Here is a 16,912-nt window from a genome sequence, read left to right as displayed (position 1 = left end):
GCACTCTCGATGGCGGCCTATCGCCGCGCGTTCAGCAGCGGCGGCCGCCGGTCGAACCACGGCCGCGCCGCTTCGAGTTGCGCGGCGAGCCGCAGCAGCGTCGCTTCGGCGCCGTTGCGCGCGGCGAACTGCACGCCGATCGGTAGCCCGCGCGCATTCCAGTAGAGCGGCACCGACATCGCCGGTTGCCCGCTCAGGTTGAATAGCTCCGTGCAGCCCGCCCACGCGAACGCCTTGTTCGACGCTTCGAGCAGCAGCTTCTTCATCAGCCCTTCGAACGGCACCGCGGTGACCGCGCGCATCTGCACGCGCTCGAACTGCGTGGGCTGCATCTCGCCGATCTTGATCGGCGCGGCCGCGAGCGTCGCGCACAACAGCACGTCGTAACGGTTCAGCAGATCGGTAAGGCGTTCGGTGATGCGGCGCTGTTCCTCGAGCGCTGTCGGCAAGCCTTGCTCGCCGAGCTTGCGGCCGATGTGCGCCATCGCCCACGTCGAAATTTCGAACTCGCCGCGCACGGGCTTGTGGCCGCTGATGCGCTCCGCGTTCAGCACGATGTCGTCGGCGACGACCGACCACAGCGTGAGAAACGCCTGACGGACCGCCGCGAAATCGATGCCGAGCGACACCGGTTCGAGACGATGGCCGAGCGAGCTGGCAAGTTGCGCGGCGTCGTCGAGCGCGGCGCGCGCATCGGCGGACAGCGACGGCGCGAGCATCGGCTCTGTCACGTAAGCAATGTTGAGCGGTTTGAAGGGCTCGCGCGTTGCGTCGAGCGTCGCGCCGAGAAACGTGCCGGGCGCGCCGCTCGGCCGCTCCGCGTGGCCCGACAGCAGATCGAGCAGCAGCGCGCTGTCGCGCACGCTGCGCGATATCGCGTGATCGATGCCGAGTTCGCCCGCGGTCGGCGGGCTCGCGCGCGGCACGCGTCCGCGCGACGGCTTGAGGCCGAACAGTCCGCAGCACGAAGCCGGAATGCGGATCGAGCCGCCGCCGTCCGAGGCATGCGCGAGCGGCACGATGCCCGCGGCGACCGCGGCCGCCGCGCCGCCGCTCGAACCGCCCGGCGTGTGATCGAGATTCCACGGATTGCGGCACGCGCCGAATAGTTCGGGTTCCGTATAAGGCATCTGTCCGAGTTCGGACGTGCTGGTCTTGCCGAAGATGTTCAGGCCCGCCGCTTTCGCGAGCGTGACGACGGGCGCATCCTGGGTGGGAACGAAGTGGCGATAGTGACGGCTGCCCATCGCCATGCGCAACCCGGCGATCGGCGCGCCGAGGTCCTTGATCAGAAACGGCACGCCGGCGAGCGCCGCGTGTGCGTTGTCCGCGCCGTCGAGGCGCCCGGTGCCATGCGCATTGTCGTCGCGGCGGGCGTCGTCGCGCGAGGCGCGCTGGCGTGCCGCGTCGTAGTCCTTCAGGACGACCGCGTTGATCGCGGGATTGACGGCTTCGGTGCGCGAGATCGCGACGTCGACCAGTTCGCGCGCGCTGATCTGACGTGTGCGTACGAGTTCGGCGAGGCCGATGGCGTCATGAGCGAGATAGTCTGAGTGCACGGCGTAGGAAGCCTCGTTGTCGGTTTGGGTTGCGCGTCGACTGCGGGTGTCGACTGCAGGCGGCGGCCGCGTCGAGTCGGGCCGGCTGTCCGCGCGGGCGATGAAGCGCTGCGCCGGGTTGCGCGTTGTCTCGCTGAGGGTTGCCCATGAAAAAGACGGCGTGTCGCCGACCCGCCGTCTTGCCGAGCGTACCCGAGTGACGCGCCCGGCGTGACTCGCCGCGCTCCTTACATGCGCTCGCCGAGGAACGTCAGCGTGCGGCCGTGCGCCAAGGCCGAGGCGTGCTGGTTGTACGAGGCGCGGTCCGAGCAGTTGAAGCCGTGATCGGCGTTCGGGTAGATGTTGAACTGCACGTCGGCGCGGCCCGCGAAGCGCTCCTGAATCTGGCCGATATCGGACAGCGGAATGTGCGCGTCGAGCTCGCCATAGTGGAATTGCATCGGCACCTTGACGCTGGCGGCTTTATCCAGATGGGTGTGAATGCCGCCGCCGTAGTAGGCGATGGCGGCGTCGAGCGAACCGGCCGCGGCGGCCAGGTACGCGAGGCGGCCGCCGAAGCAGTAGCCGATCGCCGCGACCTTGCCGGTCACTTCCGGCAGCGCGCGCAATGCGGCGGCAGCGGAGCCGATGTCGGCGACCGCGTCGTCGAGCCTGGTCTTCTGCATCAGCTCGATGCCCTTTTCGCGGTCCTTGCCTTCATACGTCAATTCGACGCGCGGCTGCACGCGCCAGAACACGTCCGGGGCGAGCGCGACATAGCCGTCCTGCGCGTACTGATCCGCGACCGAGCGGATATGGCTGTTCACGCCGAAGATTTCCTGAATGATGATGACGGCCGGTCCCTTGCCGCCCTTCGGCAGCGCCAGGTAGCCGCCGAAACTTTCGTTGCCGGCGGGGATGTCGATCCATCGGGAAGTCGTGCTCATACTGTTCTCCATTGACTCGCGCGGGCGCCGCGCGAGGTCGGGGTAGTCGGAACGCCAAAGGCCGGCCGGCCTCGGGCGGGCGCTTAGTGTGCCATCAAAAGAACCGCCTTGCAGCAGGGCTGGGCGGGGCCTTGCGGCTTGCTTCGCGCGCCACGATTCTCGTCAGGCGATTGAAACATTCTCGATAATTCATTTCTCCGGCGGCGCGCATATGGGTAGAGTCGGCCGTATCGGCTCGCGCCGGCAGGCGCATCACGCGAACGCGTGGCGAGCCTGTTGCACAGATATGGCCGGCCTCGCGCCGGAAAGGAAACCGATCATGAATGAGGGCAATTTTGTGACGCCGTTTGCGGCGCGTTTTCAGATGCGCGTGCCCGTCGTGCAGGCGCCGATGGCGGGCGGCGCGACCACGCCGGCGATGGTCGCGGCGGTGTCGAATGCGGGCGGGCTCGGTTTTCTCGCGGGTGCGGCGCTCGAGCCGGAGAAGATCGCGAGCGAAGTCGCGGCGATTCGCGAACTGACCACGCGGCCCTTTGGTGTGAACCTGTTCGTGCTCGATCCCGCCTCGCCGGACGAAGCCACCGTGCGCCGCGCGCTCGACGCGATCGATCCACTGCGCGCCGATCTCGGCCTGCCGCCCGGCCGGGCGCTCGAACGCTATGCGCCGGACTTCCGCGCGCAGTTCGAAACGCTGATCGAATTGCGCGTGCCGGTGGTGGGCTTGACGTTCGGACTGCTGGCCGCCGCCGATGTCGATCGTTTGCATGCAAACGGCCAGTATGTGATCGGGACTGCGACGCATGTCGTCGAGGGTGTCGCGTGGCGCGACGCGGGCGCCGATGCGATCGCCGCGCAAGGCGCCGAGGCGGGCGCGCATCGCGGCACCTTCATCGGTGCGGCCGAGGATGCGCTCATCGGCACGATGGCGCTCGTGCCGCAACTCGTCGACGCGAGCGGGCTGCCGGTGCTGGCCGCCGGCGGCATCATGGACGGCCGCGGCATCGTCGCGGCGCTTGCGCTCGGCGCGCAGGCGGCGGTGCTGGGCACCGCGTTTCTCACGAGCCGCGAAAGCGCGATTCCCGCCGTATGGAAAACCCGCGTGCGCGGCATGTCCGACACCTCGACTACGGTGACGCGCGCGATCACCGGCCGTCATGCGCGCGGCATCCGCAATCCGTTGATGCAACGTTTGAGCGAAGAGGCGCAGCGGATCGCGCCGTATCCCGTGCAAAACGCCTTGACGCAGGAGCTGCGGCAAAACGCGGGCCGCGCGCAGAACGGCGATTACCTGTCGCTGTGGGCGGGGCAGGGCGCGCCGCTCAGCCGCGCGCGTCCTGAAGGTCTCGGCGCCGCCGAACTGATGGCGCAACTCGAGCAGGAATGGCGCGCGGCGACCGCGCGTATCGCCGCGTTCGAGCGCCGCTCGTGAAGCGCTGATTGTGCGACCGGCTTTGCGATTGGCTTCGTGGCCGGTTTTGTTGACGGGTTTGTGACCGCGCCGGCGACCGCATTCAGTGACTGCATGCGTGGCTGCGGTTTTGACCGCATTCATGACCGCTTGGTGACCACATCCGTGACCGATTCCGCGCCCACTTCCGCAGTCGCTCCGGCGACTGATTCAGAGATGCGCCGGCGCGCCTGCAATGCGAACTGAATCCGTTAATAAGCATGTGCGGCGCGCCTCATTATCGAGTTGAAAAATCCTTCGAATTATTCCCGATTCGAACCAGAAAAAACGCTAAAACCTCCCGCGCGGCGAACCCCCTCAATTGGCGGAAACCCGCATGGGCTGGCGCTTTCCGGCCCATTCGCCGAGGCCGCGAGCGACGCTTGCGGGACACGCGCTATTAGTGTTCTTCCCACTTTCTCAAAAAATTCCCCCAAATTAATTTGATGACCTACACTTGCGCGCAAGTACGGTTTGCCAACTGTCACAAACAGTCAGGCAAGCGTACTGGCCAAGTGCATGAACGATGCAACCGGCGTGATCGTCCACGGGACTGAGCGACACGAGTTGGGGAAGCGGGGCACAGGGCGATTACGTTGTTTTGACCGAAAATGGAGACATACATGAACATCACAATTCAAAAGTTGTTGCCGATCAGCGCTGCGGCGATGCTGTTCGCGACGTTGGCAACATCGGCCGCGGCCGACACGGTCGTCAAGATCGGTCACGTTGCGCCGTTGACTGGCGGTATCGCTCACCTGGGTAAGGACAACGAAAACGGCGCGCGTCTCGCCGTCGAGGAAATCAACGCGAAGGGCCTCACGATCGGCGGCCAGAAGATCACGCTGCAACTCGATGCCCAGGACGACGCGGCCGACCCCCGCACCGCCACGCAGGTCGCCCAGAAGCTCGTCGACGACAAGGTCGTCGCCGTGGTCGGCCACCTGAACTCGGGCACCTCGATTCCCGCTTCGAAAATCTACAGCGATGCGGGCATCGTGCAGATTTCGCCGTCGGCAACGAACCCGGCCTACACGCAACAGGGCTTCAAGACGACGTACCGCGTCGTGGCGACTGATGCGCAGCAGGGTCCGGCACTCGCCAACTACGCCGCGAAGGACATGAAGATCAAGTCCGTCGCGATCGTCGACGACTCGACCGCGTACGGCCAGGGTCTCGCGAACGAATTCGAAAAGACCGCCAAGGCGCTCGGCCTGAACGTGGTGTCGCATGACGCGACCAACGACAAGGCTGTCGACTTCCGCGCGATTCTGACGAAGATCAAGGGCGAAAACCCGGACGCGATCATGTACGGCGGCATGGATGCCACCGGCGGCCCGTTCGCGAAGCAGGCCAAGCAGCTCGGCCTGCGCGCGAAGGTGCTGGCAGGCGACGGCGTGTGTACCGACAAGCTGTCCGACCTGGCCGGCGACGCAACCGACAACATCGTCTGCTCGGAAGCCGGCATGGCGCTCGAGAAGATGGCGGGCGGCAAGGCGTTCGAAACGAAGTACGAGAAGCGCTTCGGCCAGCCGATCCAGATCTACGCGCCGTTCACGTATGACGCGGTGTACATCATCGTCGACGCGATGAAGCGCGCGAACTCGACCGATCCGGCGAAGATCCTGGCCGCGATGCCGACGACCGACTACAAGGGCGTGATCGGCGAAACGACCTTCGATTCGAAGGGCGACCTGCAGCACGGCGTGATCTCGCTGTACAACTACAAGCAGGGCAAGAAGACGCTGCTCGACGTCGTGAAGATGTAAATTCCATGTGAGCGGGGACGGCATTGCGCCGTCTTCGGTTCGCTGTTAAAAAGGCACGCGCGCTGTGAGGCTCGCGTGCCTTTTCTTTTATGCTCGCTTTCCGTATTTCCACGCGATGGCTTCTTTCGCACATCGCCATGCTACGGATACCGAACCGGCTTGCGCACGCTGCCGGGCATGCAAGCCGGCATGCGTCCGCCGCGGTTCGAGCGCTTGTCGACCGCGGGAGCGCCGGGTGTTTATCGAATCTTCATCGGCCCTTCATCAAGCGTACACAGATAAAAAAATGGCGAGCCGGTTGCCCGGCTCGCCACCCTCCCTGCGGCGCTTCTGGTTATCGCGCCTTTATCTGCTGTCGTTGTTCTTGGTTATCACTTCTTCGCCGCGAGGTTGCCGAGGCCGCCGAGCAGACCGCCGCCCGAGCTGCCGCCCGCGGCACCCGTGACGCCGCCTACCGTGGTCGTCAGCGTACCGGTGACCGTCGTCAGCAGGCCGGTGACCGGCGCGAGCAGATTGCCGCTGCCGCTACCCGATGACGTGCCGCCCGTCGCCGCGCCGCTGAGCGTGCCCGTCAGCGACGACACCAGCGTCGTCACCGGCGCGAGCGGGTTGCTGCCGCCGCTCGACGTCGCGCCGCCCAGAACGCCGGTGACCGTGCCCGTTACCGAACTCACGACATTGGTCAGCGGCGCAAGCGGGCTACCCGAGCCGCCGGTGCCGCCAAGGCCGCCGAGACCACCCGTCAGCGTCGAGACGACGCTGGTCAGCGGTGCGAGCGGGCTGTTGCCGCCGCTGCCGCCGCTCAGGCCGCCCGTCAGCGTGCCGGTGACCGTCGTCAGCAGACCGGTGACCGGTGCGAGCGGATTGCCCGAGGTCCCGCTGCTGCCGCCGAGACTCAGCAGGCCTGTGAGACCGCCGAGCGGATTGCCCGAAGTCCCGCTGCTGCCGCCAAGACTCAGCAGGCCCGTGAGACCGCCGAGCGGATTGCCCGAGGTCCCGCTGCTGCCACCCAGACCGAGCAGACCCGTGAGGCCGCCAAGCGGATTGCCGCTGCTCGCGCTGCCCGCGGTGAGCAGGCCGCCCGCCGAGGTGACCGTGTCGCCGAGCTTCGTCACGACGTTGCCGAGGTTCTGGCCGATGGGGTTGCCGGTTGCACTGCCGATCTTGCTGCCGGCGCTATCGAGTCCGTGGCCGAGCGTCGACAGCAGGCCGTTCAGCGGCGCGCCGAGGCCGGTCGTGTCGCCGACGGTTTGGGTCGTCTGCGCGAGCGTCGAGGTGATCGGCGTGATCGCGGTGCTGAGCGTCTGCGTGACCTGCTGGATCGGGCCGTTCGATAGCGTCGCGCCGAGCTGCGTGCCGACGCTGCTGACCGTATTGCCGACCGTCGATACGACCGTGCCGAGCGGCGTCGTCAGCGGGCTCAGCGCCGAGGTCGGGCCGCTGCCGAGGCTCGTGACGAGCTGGCCGGCGCTGTTGACGGCCTGGCCCGCGTTGTAGACGAGGTTGCCGCTGCTGGCGAGCGTGGTGCCGAGCGGATCGGTCGAATTGCCGAGCTGGCCGAGGCCGTTCGCGACGCCGGTGCCGAGCGCGGTCACGCCGCTGCCGAGATTCGACACGACGTTGCCGAGCGCGGTGGTGGTCGCTGCATTGGTGCCGGGAAGCGACGTCGAGCCGATCTGGCTGCCGACCGCGGAGACGGTTTGGCCGGCTGCGGTGACGACGTTGCCGGTGTTCTGCACGACGACGCCAACGGGGTTGGCGCTGGCTGTGCCGCTGCTCGAACCGCTGCTGGAGCCACTCGATGAACCGCTGCTCGAACCACTACTGGAGCCGCTGGACGAGCCACTGCTCGAACCACTACTGGAGCCGCTGGACGAGCCACTGCTCGAACCACTACTGGAGCCGCTGGACGAGCCACTGCTCGAACCACTGCTGGAGCCGCTGGACGAGCCACTGCTCGAACCACTGCTGGAGCCGCTGGATGAGCCACTGCTCGAACCGCTACTGGAACCACTGGACGAACCGCTGCTCGAACCACCCGCGCCTCCGCCGCCGAGGCTACCTGTGCCGGTTGTCAGCGTGCTACCGCATCCGGTGAGGACGATCATTGACGTCACGCATAGCGCGACGGCCGTCAGTTTGAGTTTGCATTGCATGTTCCGCTCCCCTCGTAATATGGAAATTGCTGAGGGAGCTAACTGCAAAGACTATGCCATTTTTTTAAGCGACCTGGTGAGAGATGAAAATATATATAAATCAACAGGTTGATGGTTTTTGCGCGGGCAGGCGAGACAGTTCCGGGCAGCGATGTGTCGGGGAACACAGCGGCGCGCGGGGCCGCGCGTAACGTAACGTAAGCCGGCGGGTTTCATATGACATGAAGAACGTCGACACACGGCAGGCGTGCCCTGGGCTCAGATCTTCAAACGCCGCAGCACCTTCGGGCCGACGAGCGCGATCGACGCGGCGCACACGGCGACGACCGACAGACCGATCGTCAGATTGGTCATCTGCGTGACCGCGCCGATGATGACCGGCCCGAGCAGCAAGCCGAAATACGCGAGCCCCGCGACGTGCGCGAGCCCTTCGGCCGCGTGGATGCCCTTCACGCTCGCGGCCGCCGCGAACAGCACCGGCATCATGTTCGCGAGGCCAAGGCCGAGCAGCGCGAAGCCGACCAGCGCGGCAACCGGATTCGGCAGCAGCAGCGCGTCGACCATGCCCGCGCAGGCGAGCGCGGCGCTCATCATCACGAGCTGCGGCGCGCCGAAGCGGGCGCGCACCGCATCGCCGGCAAAACGCGCCGCCGCCATGCCGCCCGAAAACGCTGCGTAGGCGGCGCTCGCGAGTGCGGGTGTCGCGAGCACGACGTCGCGCATATAGACCGTGGCCCAGTCGTACATCGCACCTTCGGCGATCAGCGCGACGAGCGCCATCGCGCCGAGTGCCCACAGCGCTGGCGAGCGCCAGCGGCTCGTGCGCGGCGTCGCCGAGTCGGGATGCTCGGCGTGCGGCACGTGCGGCAGGACCGACGGACACGCCAGCAGAAGCACGAGCGCGCTCACCGCCGCCGCGAGCAGCAGGTGCAGGGCGGGCGCCATGCCGCGCGCGAGCAGCGCCCCGCCGACGGCCGCGCCGAACATCCCGCCGAGACTGAACATGCCGTGCAGCGACGACATGATCGGCTTGCCGAGTGCTTTTTCGACGGCGCTCGCCTCGGCGTTCATCGCGACGTCGAGCGTGGCCATGCCGGCGCCGAAGATCGCCAGCACGGCCAGCAGGAGCCCGTACGACGGCACGACCAGAATCAGCGCCGCGCAGGCGGCCATCGCGAGGCCGCCCGCAAGGCAGGCGCGGCGCGTGCCGACGCGCGCGATCCACGATCCGTTGGTCACCATCGCGCCGATCGAGCCGCCTGCGACGGCCAGCAGCGCGAACGACAGCATGGCCGCATTCAGATGGAAGCGGTCGCGCACGGTCGGCACGTGCACGCCCCACGACGCGTACATCATGCCGGCGATAAAAAACAGCGCCATCGTGGCGACGCGGGCCCGTTGCCGCGCGGTGACGGGCAGGTCGCGATGGGCAGCGGGCAGGACGGCGAATTCGGAGGCGGGTTGGTCGGGCACGAAGGTCTCGAAACGGGGGCGCGTATGAAGGCGCATTGAAAGCGGACTTGAGATTTTATCGAAGCATGCTGTCCTATGCTTGGAAGGCCGGAGCCGGGCACGTACGATGGCGCGAGCTCCGTGTGGCAGGGCGGCGGAGTGCGTCGCCAGGTTTTTTATGGGCGATGTGCCGGCCGTTTGCCCGTGTCATGCCGTTTGCCGCAATGTCGTGGCAGGCGTGCCGTCCATGCGGGTTGCCACGGCGTTCCGCGAGCTTGCTGCCGTCTTCGTGCGCCGCTCCGCCTGTCGCCCATTCATCGAGGTACGTCGACTTGAACATTCCCGCTCATGCTCCGCTGCACCTGTTGCACACGGCCGCCGTCGGCACGCTCGCCACACATGCGCGCGGGCCCGGGGGCTTTCCGTATCCGTCGGTGTTGCCGTTTGCGCCGGACGCGCGGCATCGTCCGACTATTCTCATTAGCCGGCTCGCCGAGCACACGCATAACCTGCTCGCGGACCCGCGCGCCGGCTTTCTGGCGGTGGACGCACCCGACGGCGACGTCCTCGGCGGCCAGCGCGCCACGCTGCTCGGCACCTTCGAGCCGGCCCCGGAGTTCGTGCGGCGCTACCTGCGATATCACCCGGAAGCGGAGCGCTATCTGATGCTCGGCGATTTCTCGTTCTGGACGATGCAGATCGAACGCCTGCGGTATATCGGCGGATTTGGCGCGATGGGCTGGCTCGACGGGGCGGAACTCGATGCGCTGCCGCCGCTCGGCGCCGATGAGGAGAACGCGCTGCTCGACGAATTCGGCCGCCGGTTGAGCGGCACGGAAGGCGTGGAATTTCTAGGCATCGACCGCTATGGCGTCGATCTGAAACAGGCGGGTATGCGTCGCCGCTGCACATTCGACGGCGCGCGATTGGACGCTGAAACATTGCATGCGGCGCTCGAAGTTTGCATCGAGCGATATGCGCATTAAGCATTATTGTTTTTGGGAAAACCCCGGACATCGGCCACTGCTTTTGTCTTCGGCTCTATCTCAATAGAAGCGCTTATTGCGATGAAAGTTCTCATGGCGTGAAATGTTGATGCGAATTCGCGATCTCAAAATAGCATTTGCTGCTAGTTAATCGCATAAATATGCGCTTCGCCGAGAGTTTTTCAGCAACATGCGAAATCAGCTAATTGAAAGCTAATCGTGCGGATACCGCTACGGTGCCGAAACTTTTTGAAACGAATTTAAAATATTTGCGGCGAGTGCTTTTGCAGTTTTTCTATTTTGTGTTAATCTCGCCAAAATTCCGAGGTCTGAAACCTCAAAGAACGAGCCGACATAAGATCGGCGGTCATTTATCCATACGACAAGGGAACCTATGTCTTCCTACAAGGAACTCCTCGCACAGCGCGAGAAGCTCGAAAAGCAGATCGAAGAAGCGAAGTCACGCGAATACGCTGAAGTCTTGAATGAGATCAAGCAGAAAATGGTCGATTACGGTATTTCGCTGAGCGAACTCGGCGGTGGCCGTGCGGCGAAAAGCGTCAAGGCCGCCCGTCCCCGCGCGGGCGTTGCGCCGAAATACCGCGACCCGGAAAGCGGCAACACGTGGTCGGGCCGCGGCAAGCCGCCGCGTTGGATCGCAGGTCTCGATCGAGAAAAATTCCTCATCGAGAAATAATGCGATGGGCCGGAAAGTAAATCCTTCCGGTCCATAAGTAATAGGAATATCGGTAATGAGCAGCGCTTATTGCGCGTTGCCATAATCTCGGAAAGCCGCGCACCAATTCAGGGCGCGGCTTTCTGCTATTCAGACCTGCTGCTTTTTGTCGCAGGTGTCGCAGATAACTGGAACACGAATGCTTTTCGTTTAGATAAGCGGCTGATTCAAAAGGACTTTTTTCGCTATTCCCGATGTGCTTCGATGGTTGGCGGGTACAATAAAGAGATTGAACCTCTCCTTTTTCAAGATGCCGTCCGCTGACATCGCCCAATCGACTGAGAAACAGCGCGTTGCGCGTAAAAGTACTTTTGCGAGTATTGCCGTCAATACGGTATTGATGGCGCTGCAAGTCGCGATCGGAACGCTGGCGCACTCGCAGGCGCTCGTTGCCGACGGCGTCCATTCCCTTGCTGATCTGATTTCCGATTTTGTCGTGCTGATTGCCAATCGGCATAGCGGCGCAAAGCCCGATGCGGATCACAATTACGGACATAGCCGTTATGAAACGGTGGCTTCATTATTTTTAGGCGCGCTGCTTATCTCGGTCGGCGTCGGCATGTTATGGCGTGCCGGTACGCGCCTGGCCAATCTTGAAAACATTCCCGCCGTGCAGGTGAGCGCACTCGCGGTCGCGGTGCTCGTGCTCGTTTCGAAAGAGGCGCTGTTTCGCTACATGCTGCGCGAGGCGAATCGCGTGCGCTCGGCGATGCTGATCGCCAACGCGTGGCATGCGCGCTCGGATGCGGCGTCGTCGCTGGTGGTGGGGATCGGCGTGGTCGGCAGTCTCGCCGGCGTGCGGCTGCTCGATCCGATCGCGGCGGCGATCGTCGGCTTCATGGTGGCGCGCATGGGCTGGACCTTCGGTTGGGACGCGCTGCAAGACCTGTCCGATCGCGCGCTCGACGAAACCGCCACCGCCGACATGCGCGCGTTGCTGCTCTCGACGCCCGGCGTGCGCGACGTCCACGAAATGCGCACGCGCAAGATGGGCGACTTTGCGCTCGTCGATGCGCACATTCTGGTCGATCCGCTGATTTCGGTATCGGAAGGGCATTACATCGCGGAGTCGGCGCGCTTGCGCGTGCTCAGCGACAACCGCGTGCTCGACGCGCTGATCCACGTCGATCCGGAAAACGATGCCGTTGCGCATCCGCCTGTCGGTTTGCCGCCGCGCGAGCGCGTGGCCGCCGAGGTCAACGCGGCGCTCGCGGCCGGCGGCTTACAGGCCGCGACGATCAACCTTCACTACCTGAGCACGGGGCTCGATGTCGAGGTGATCTTGCCGGCGGCGTCCGGCAGTGTGGGTGGTGCTAGTGCGGCGGTTGCGTCCGGTGCGCTGGAGCGCGATGCGCACGCGCTCGATCGGGTCGATCTCGACGCGCTCAAGCGCCGTCTGGGCGCGCGCAAGCTGGATGTGCTGCTGCAGCGGGACGTGGCGGTGGCGCCGGATGATGCGCGGGCGCAGAAGCCGGGCAGTGCAGCGGTCGATCAGGCCAAAGCCTCGGAACCTCACCACGCCGACTGATTTCGGCTCCTGCCGAGCCCCGAGCCCCGAGCCCCGAGCCCTTCGCGGCGTTTCCGCCGCATTAGCCTCTCACAACGGCAACTGCGTATCGAATTTGATCTCGCGCAGCACAACGCTCGTGCGCACCTGCGCGACGGCGGGAATCTTGAAAATGCGCTCGTGCAGAAAGCTGTCGTACGCCTTGATGTCGGGCGCGACGATCTTGAGGATGTAGTCGGATTCGCCGGTCGTGCTGTAGCACTCGGTCACTTCGGGGCAAGTCGCGATTTCGCGCTCGAACTGCTCGACGCCGCCCTCGGTGTGACGGGTCAGATGAATATGCGCGAGCGCGCAGACGTGCAGGCCGAGCTTCTCGCGATCGAGCAGCGCCGTATAGCGCTGGATCACGCCCGACTGCTCCATGTCCTTGATCCGCCGCCAGCAGGGCGTGCTCGACAGGCCGACCTGGTCGGAGATTTCCTGCACGGAACGGCGTGCGTCGAGCTGGAGCAGGCGCAGGATCTTTTGTGAGAACGTATCGAGTGTCAACTGCGCCTCCGTTAGCGTCGCCGTATCAACGCATGGTAGAGGGCGCGAAAACGAAACGCAATGTAAAACGGTTCCCGCGAGGCAGATTACCTAATTTGCCGGTTGCACGGCGGCATTTTGCCCTGAGTCGTCCCCGTCATTCCTCGTGCCCGCAGCCAGTGCCAGCTGGCTCGCGCGCAATTCCCTGAGCATATTGCAGAACAGCGCACCCTGTTCGATCGCGTCGTCGAGCGCGACGTGCGTATGCGGATGATCGTCGAACCAGTGTTTCGGAAAGCGCGGTTTGATGTTCTTGCGGTACGGCAGGCCGGTCATCGCGAACGCGAGCGTCTTGATGTCGAGCGCGGACCACGAAAACGGGCAGCGGCCGACGAAGCGCATCATGTACCAGAACATGTAGGTGAAGTCGAAGCCGGCCGGCATCGCGACGAACACCGGCTTGCCCGGCAGCGCCTCGACCCAGTCGACGTAGGCGGCGAGCGCCGCGGCGGGCGTTTGCAGGTCCCGGCGACAGGCGGCCCACGCGTCCGGCTGCGTTTTCCACCATGCTTCCTGCACCGGATGCGGCGCCGCGCCTTCCAGCAATTCGAGATTCGCCGAGAAGGTGCCGATCAATTGCTTGTCTTCGGTGTACGCGGCGGACGCGAAGCTCAGCATCGAATGCGGACCGGGGATCGGGCCGTCCGCCTCGACGTCGGTGCTGACGTAGATTTCCCGGCTCATGGGTTCACCTCGGCGCTGACCCCATCGGCAACATAGGGATTGGTGCGGCGTTCGGCGCCGAATGTCGAGGTCGGACCGTGGCCCGGCACGAACGTGACGTCGTCGCCGAGCGGCCAGAGCCGTTCGCGGATCGAGCGGATCAGGTCCGCATGGTTGCCGCGCGGAAAATCCGTCCGGCCGATCGAGCCGGCGAACAGCACGTCGCCGACGAGCGCGAGCCGGTGCGCCCGGCTGAAGAACACCACGTGACCCGGCGTGTGTCCCGGGCAGTGGTAGACCTCGAGGGTTTCGTCGCCGAACGCCACGGTCTCGCCGTTGTGCAGCCAGCGGTCGGGCTCGAACGCGCCGGCGGCCGGAAAGCCGAAGCGCGTGCTCTGGGCGGGCAACTGGTCGAGCCAGAAGCGCTCGTCGGGATGCGGGCCCTCGATCGGCACGCGGTAATGCGTAGCGAGCGTCTTCGCGCCCGCGCAGTGATCGATGTGTCCGTGCGTCAGGAAAACTTTTTCGAGCGTTGCGTTCTGACGCGCGATCTCCCCCCGGATGATTTCCAGATCGCCGCCCGGATCGACGACGGCCGCCCTCCCGGTGGCTTCGCAAACGAGCAGCGAGCAGTTCTGCTGGAACGGCGTGACGGGGATCAGGGTGACTTTCATGGCTGGACGGGCTCGGCTGCGCGCGGGAAAACGTTGATTGTACCGGTCTCCCGGCTCTCGCCGGTGCCGCCGGAAAGCGCCGCCAGCAAGGGCTCGGGGCGTGCTTTCGTCTACCCATTCCTGCATTAAATGTGACGATTAATCAATGATTTGCGTGACTTTTGGCCCGCTCGCCGGGTTTTCGGTATAATGCCGCCCATGCACAGAAGTTTGTGCTGCCACAAGGCGATGCGTTCCTGGCGAAAAAGGGTACGCCGCTCGCCGTTCAAGTAAGGGCTGTCGGTTTGTCGACGGCCATCCAGTATCGATGCGTTCGATGCACACGTCTTGCCCAGCCAGGCGCCGCGCGCCTGCTACGGACCTAACTTCCGTGACGCTGGGTGGGGCCTACGCCGCCGTTCCTGCGCGCTGAGTTGCGCGCGCAAGAACGTGTTTGCCACGTTCAGTTGGCGGCATGTGGGGTCTGGTCAGGCTGCCGGGGACAGGTTGCGCCAGACGTGAAAATTAACCGTGCGGTAGCGGCTCAGTGAGCCGCATCCGGGCTTTGACGTACTGCGCCGATTCGCGCGGCGCGTCGTCGCCCCTACCGCCGGAGTCGCAGGCAACACACGCCTCGCTTATCGCGTGATGCGACTCGACATTGTGTTTGCACGTCTTATGAAAACTCGGTTATCCCGTGGTCTGGGGACTCTTTTTGCCTTTTTTGTACTGGCCGGCTGTGCCACGCCTCCGGGCGCCGGCGACACGTCCGCAAGCGACACGCCGATCAGTACCCAAACCGCACGCTTGACCACGCTCGGACCACAATCGTTCGGCAGCGCGCCGGCTTCGAGCCCAAGCGCGGCCAGCACGCCGCTCGCCGACGCTAGGCCGCTGGGCGACGATGGCGTCGACGCTTCCAGCTTTCGTCAGACCGGACGCGCGTCGTGGTATGGCCGCTTCTTCCACGGCCGCCGCACCGCCAACGGCGAACGTTACGACATGCATGCGCTGACGGCCGCGCATCGCACGCTGCCGCTCGGCTCCTACGTGCGCGTGACCAATCCGGCCAATTCGCGCTCCGTCGTCGTGCGGATCAACGACCGCGGTCCGTATGCGCGTGGCCGGGTGATCGATCTGTCGATGGCGGCCGCTTCCGCGCTCGACATGCGCCACAGCGGTACGGCCCGCGTGCAGATCGTCGGGCTCACGCAGCAGGAAGCGCGCGCCGAGATGAACGAGACGCTGGCGTCGGACTCGGATTCGGACGCGAGCAAGTAATACGCGGGTGAATGCAGGTGAGCGCGGCGCGTGCCGCCGCGCGATGGGGCGGTTGTCGAGGTTGCTCGAGGTTGCTTTAAGGAGCCGGCACACCCGCCTCAAGAAGGGCTGTAGAAAAACGCAGGGCCGCACCATGAACCGCGCTCTCGCAAACGCTTGGATCGACGATGTCCAACTTTGCGGGGTGTAGCTCAGGGTGCGGCCTTGTTCTTTTATCAGGCCCCTCGAACTTCTCTGGGCATCAGGCCTCGGGTTTCTCTTCCTTCAGCGCCAGCGCCCGCGTGTACAGCGCGTTGCGCGACGCGCCCGTGAGCGCGGCCGCGACCTTGGCCGCGCTGCTCACCGTCAACTCTTCCAGCAGGATGCCGAGCAGGGCGTCGTGATCGTGCTCGCCCGCCGCTTCCGGCGCCGCGCCTTCGACCACCAGCACGAATTCGCCGCGCTGCCGGTTCGGATCGGCGGCGAGCCACGTTGGCCCTTCGGCCAGGGTGCCACGGTGCAGCGCTTCATGTAACTTCGTCAATTCGCGTGCGATCAGCAGCCCGCGCGCGCCGCCGAACGCATCGGCGAGTGCCTGCACGGTTTCGACGATCCGGTGCGGCGCTTCGTAGAACACCATCGCATGAGGATGCTTCGCGAGGGATTGCAGCGCCGCGGCGCGCGCTTTCGGCTTCGGCGGCAGGAAGCCGAGGAACGAGAACGTCGCGACCCAGTCGCCGGCCGCGCTTAGCGCAGTCGCGAGCGCGCTGGCGCCGGGCAGCGGGACGACCGCGAAGCCGGCTTCGCGCACGGCGTCGACGAGTTTCGCGCCCGGGTCCGAGATGCCGGGCGTGCCTGCGTCGGACACGTAGGCCACACGCTCGCCCGCTTGCAGATGCTCGATCACGCGCTGCGCCGCCGCGCGCTCGTTGTGCTGATGCACGGCGACGAGCGGCTTCGAGATGCCGTAGCGCGCGAGCAGTTGACCGGTGTTGCGCGTGTCCTCGGCGGCGATGCGGTCCGCGAGTCCGAGCACGTGCAGCGCGCGCAGCGTGATGTCGGCGACGTTGCCGATCGGCGTGGCCACCACATACAGCGCGGCGGCAGGGTATTGCTGCCCTTGCGCAAGTTCGGAGAGAGGAGTCATGAGACAGAAGACGCAAACAGACGGAACGAGGCCGCCATTGTGCCATGTGGGCGCGCGTGGGCC

At 65.3% G+C, this 16,912-nt stretch carries 14 protein-coding genes; 6 read left to right on the top strand and 8 right to left on the bottom strand.

The features are described from left to right. Positions 1–17: 17 nt before the first annotated feature. Positions 18–1,559 (bottom strand): amidase family protein, encoded by a 1,542-nt coding sequence (locus G3N58_RS09590; protein WP_205999040.1) that lies wholly within the window; start codon positions 1,557–1,559, stop codon positions 18–20. A gap of 227 nt (positions 1,560–1,786) precedes the next feature. Beyond that, complete coding sequence (locus G3N58_RS09585) at positions 1,787–2,485, bottom strand: dienelactone hydrolase family protein (protein WP_205999039.1); 699 nt, start codon at positions 2,483–2,485, stop codon at positions 1,787–1,789. 319 nt (positions 2,486–2,804) lie between these two features. On the opposite strand from G3N58_RS09585, the gene G3N58_RS09580 reads away from it, so the two are divergent. Then, on the top strand, positions 2,805–3,914 hold the full coding sequence (locus G3N58_RS09580; RefSeq protein WP_205999038.1) for a nitronate monooxygenase: 1,110 nt from the start codon (positions 2,805–2,807) through the stop codon (positions 3,912–3,914). Positions 3,915–4,555: 641 nt separating this feature from the next. Beyond that, positions 4,556–5,701: a branched-chain amino acid ABC transporter substrate-binding protein gene (locus tag G3N58_RS09575; RefSeq protein WP_167042238.1), complete on the top strand. Its 1,146-nt coding sequence runs from the start codon at positions 4,556–4,558 to the stop codon at positions 5,699–5,701. A 371-nt stretch (positions 5,702–6,072) separates the two neighbouring features. Here G3N58_RS09575 and G3N58_RS09570 read toward each other — a convergent pair whose 3' ends face one another. Further along, positions 6,073–7,857: a collagen-like triple helix repeat-containing protein gene (locus tag G3N58_RS09570; RefSeq protein ID WP_241017052.1), complete on the bottom strand. Its 1,785-nt coding sequence runs from the start codon at positions 7,855–7,857 to the stop codon at positions 6,073–6,075. A gap of 258 nt (positions 7,858–8,115) precedes the next feature. Continuing rightward, on the bottom strand, positions 8,116–9,366 hold the full coding sequence (locus G3N58_RS09565; protein ID WP_277396970.1) for an MFS transporter: 1,251 nt from the start codon (positions 9,364–9,366) through the stop codon (positions 8,116–8,118). A 275-nt stretch (positions 9,367–9,641) separates the two neighbouring features. Here G3N58_RS09565 and G3N58_RS09560 point away from each other — a divergent pair, with 275 nt between their 5' ends. From G3N58_RS09560 to G3N58_RS09550, 3 genes are all read left to right on the top strand, one after another. Then, positions 9,642–10,295 (top strand): pyridoxamine 5'-phosphate oxidase family protein, encoded by a 654-nt coding sequence (locus tag G3N58_RS09560; RefSeq protein ID WP_167042244.1) that lies wholly within the window; start codon positions 9,642–9,644, stop codon positions 10,293–10,295. 394 nt (positions 10,296–10,689) lie between these two features. After that, a complete protein-coding gene (locus G3N58_RS09555; RefSeq protein ID WP_167042246.1) occupies positions 10,690–10,992 on the top strand; it encodes an H-NS histone family protein in 303 nt (100 codons plus the stop codon). Between the two features lie 289 nt (positions 10,993–11,281). After that, a complete protein-coding gene (locus tag G3N58_RS09550; RefSeq protein WP_205999058.1) occupies positions 11,282–12,559 on the top strand; it encodes a cation diffusion facilitator family transporter in 1,278 nt (425 codons plus the stop codon). Between the two features lie 69 nt (positions 12,560–12,628). On the opposite strand, the gene G3N58_RS09545 is transcribed toward G3N58_RS09550, so the two are convergent. The 3 genes from G3N58_RS09545 to G3N58_RS09535 form a co-directional block, all read right to left on the bottom strand. Then, positions 12,629–13,087, bottom strand: a complete 459-nt coding sequence (locus tag G3N58_RS09545) for an Lrp/AsnC family transcriptional regulator (protein ID WP_012431468.1) — start codon at positions 13,085–13,087, stop codon at positions 12,629–12,631. A 90-nt stretch (positions 13,088–13,177) separates the two neighbouring features. After that, a complete protein-coding gene (locus tag G3N58_RS09540) occupies positions 13,178–13,810 on the bottom strand; it encodes an exonuclease (protein WP_167282272.1) in 633 nt (210 codons plus the stop codon). Continuing rightward, on the bottom strand, positions 13,807–14,463 hold the full coding sequence (locus G3N58_RS09535) for an MBL fold metallo-hydrolase (protein WP_205999036.1): 657 nt from the start codon (positions 14,461–14,463) through the stop codon (positions 13,807–13,809). Before G3N58_RS09535 ends, G3N58_RS09540 begins: the two co-directional genes overlap by 4 nt. Before the next feature lie 627 nt (positions 14,464–15,090). On the opposite strand from G3N58_RS09535, the gene G3N58_RS09530 reads away from it, so the two are divergent. After that, positions 15,091–15,723 (top strand): septal ring lytic transglycosylase RlpA family protein, encoded by a 633-nt coding sequence (locus tag G3N58_RS09530; RefSeq protein ID WP_205999035.1) that lies wholly within the window; start codon positions 15,091–15,093, stop codon positions 15,721–15,723. A 241-nt stretch (positions 15,724–15,964) separates the two neighbouring features. Here G3N58_RS09530 and rsmI read toward each other — a convergent pair whose 3' ends face one another. After that, positions 15,965–16,849: a 16S rRNA (cytidine(1402)-2'-O)-methyltransferase gene (gene rsmI / locus G3N58_RS09525; protein ID WP_205989430.1), complete on the bottom strand. Its 885-nt coding sequence runs from the start codon at positions 16,847–16,849 to the stop codon at positions 15,965–15,967. Positions 16,850–16,912 lie beyond the last annotated feature (63 nt).

The organism is Paraburkholderia sp. Ac-20342, assembly GCF_017104985.1.
In the GTDB taxonomy this organism is placed as follows: Bacteria; Pseudomonadota; Gammaproteobacteria; order Burkholderiales; family Burkholderiaceae; genus Paraburkholderia.
The sequence above is the reverse complement of the archived record's forward strand: the minus strand, read 5'-3'. Positions and strand labels throughout refer to the sequence as shown.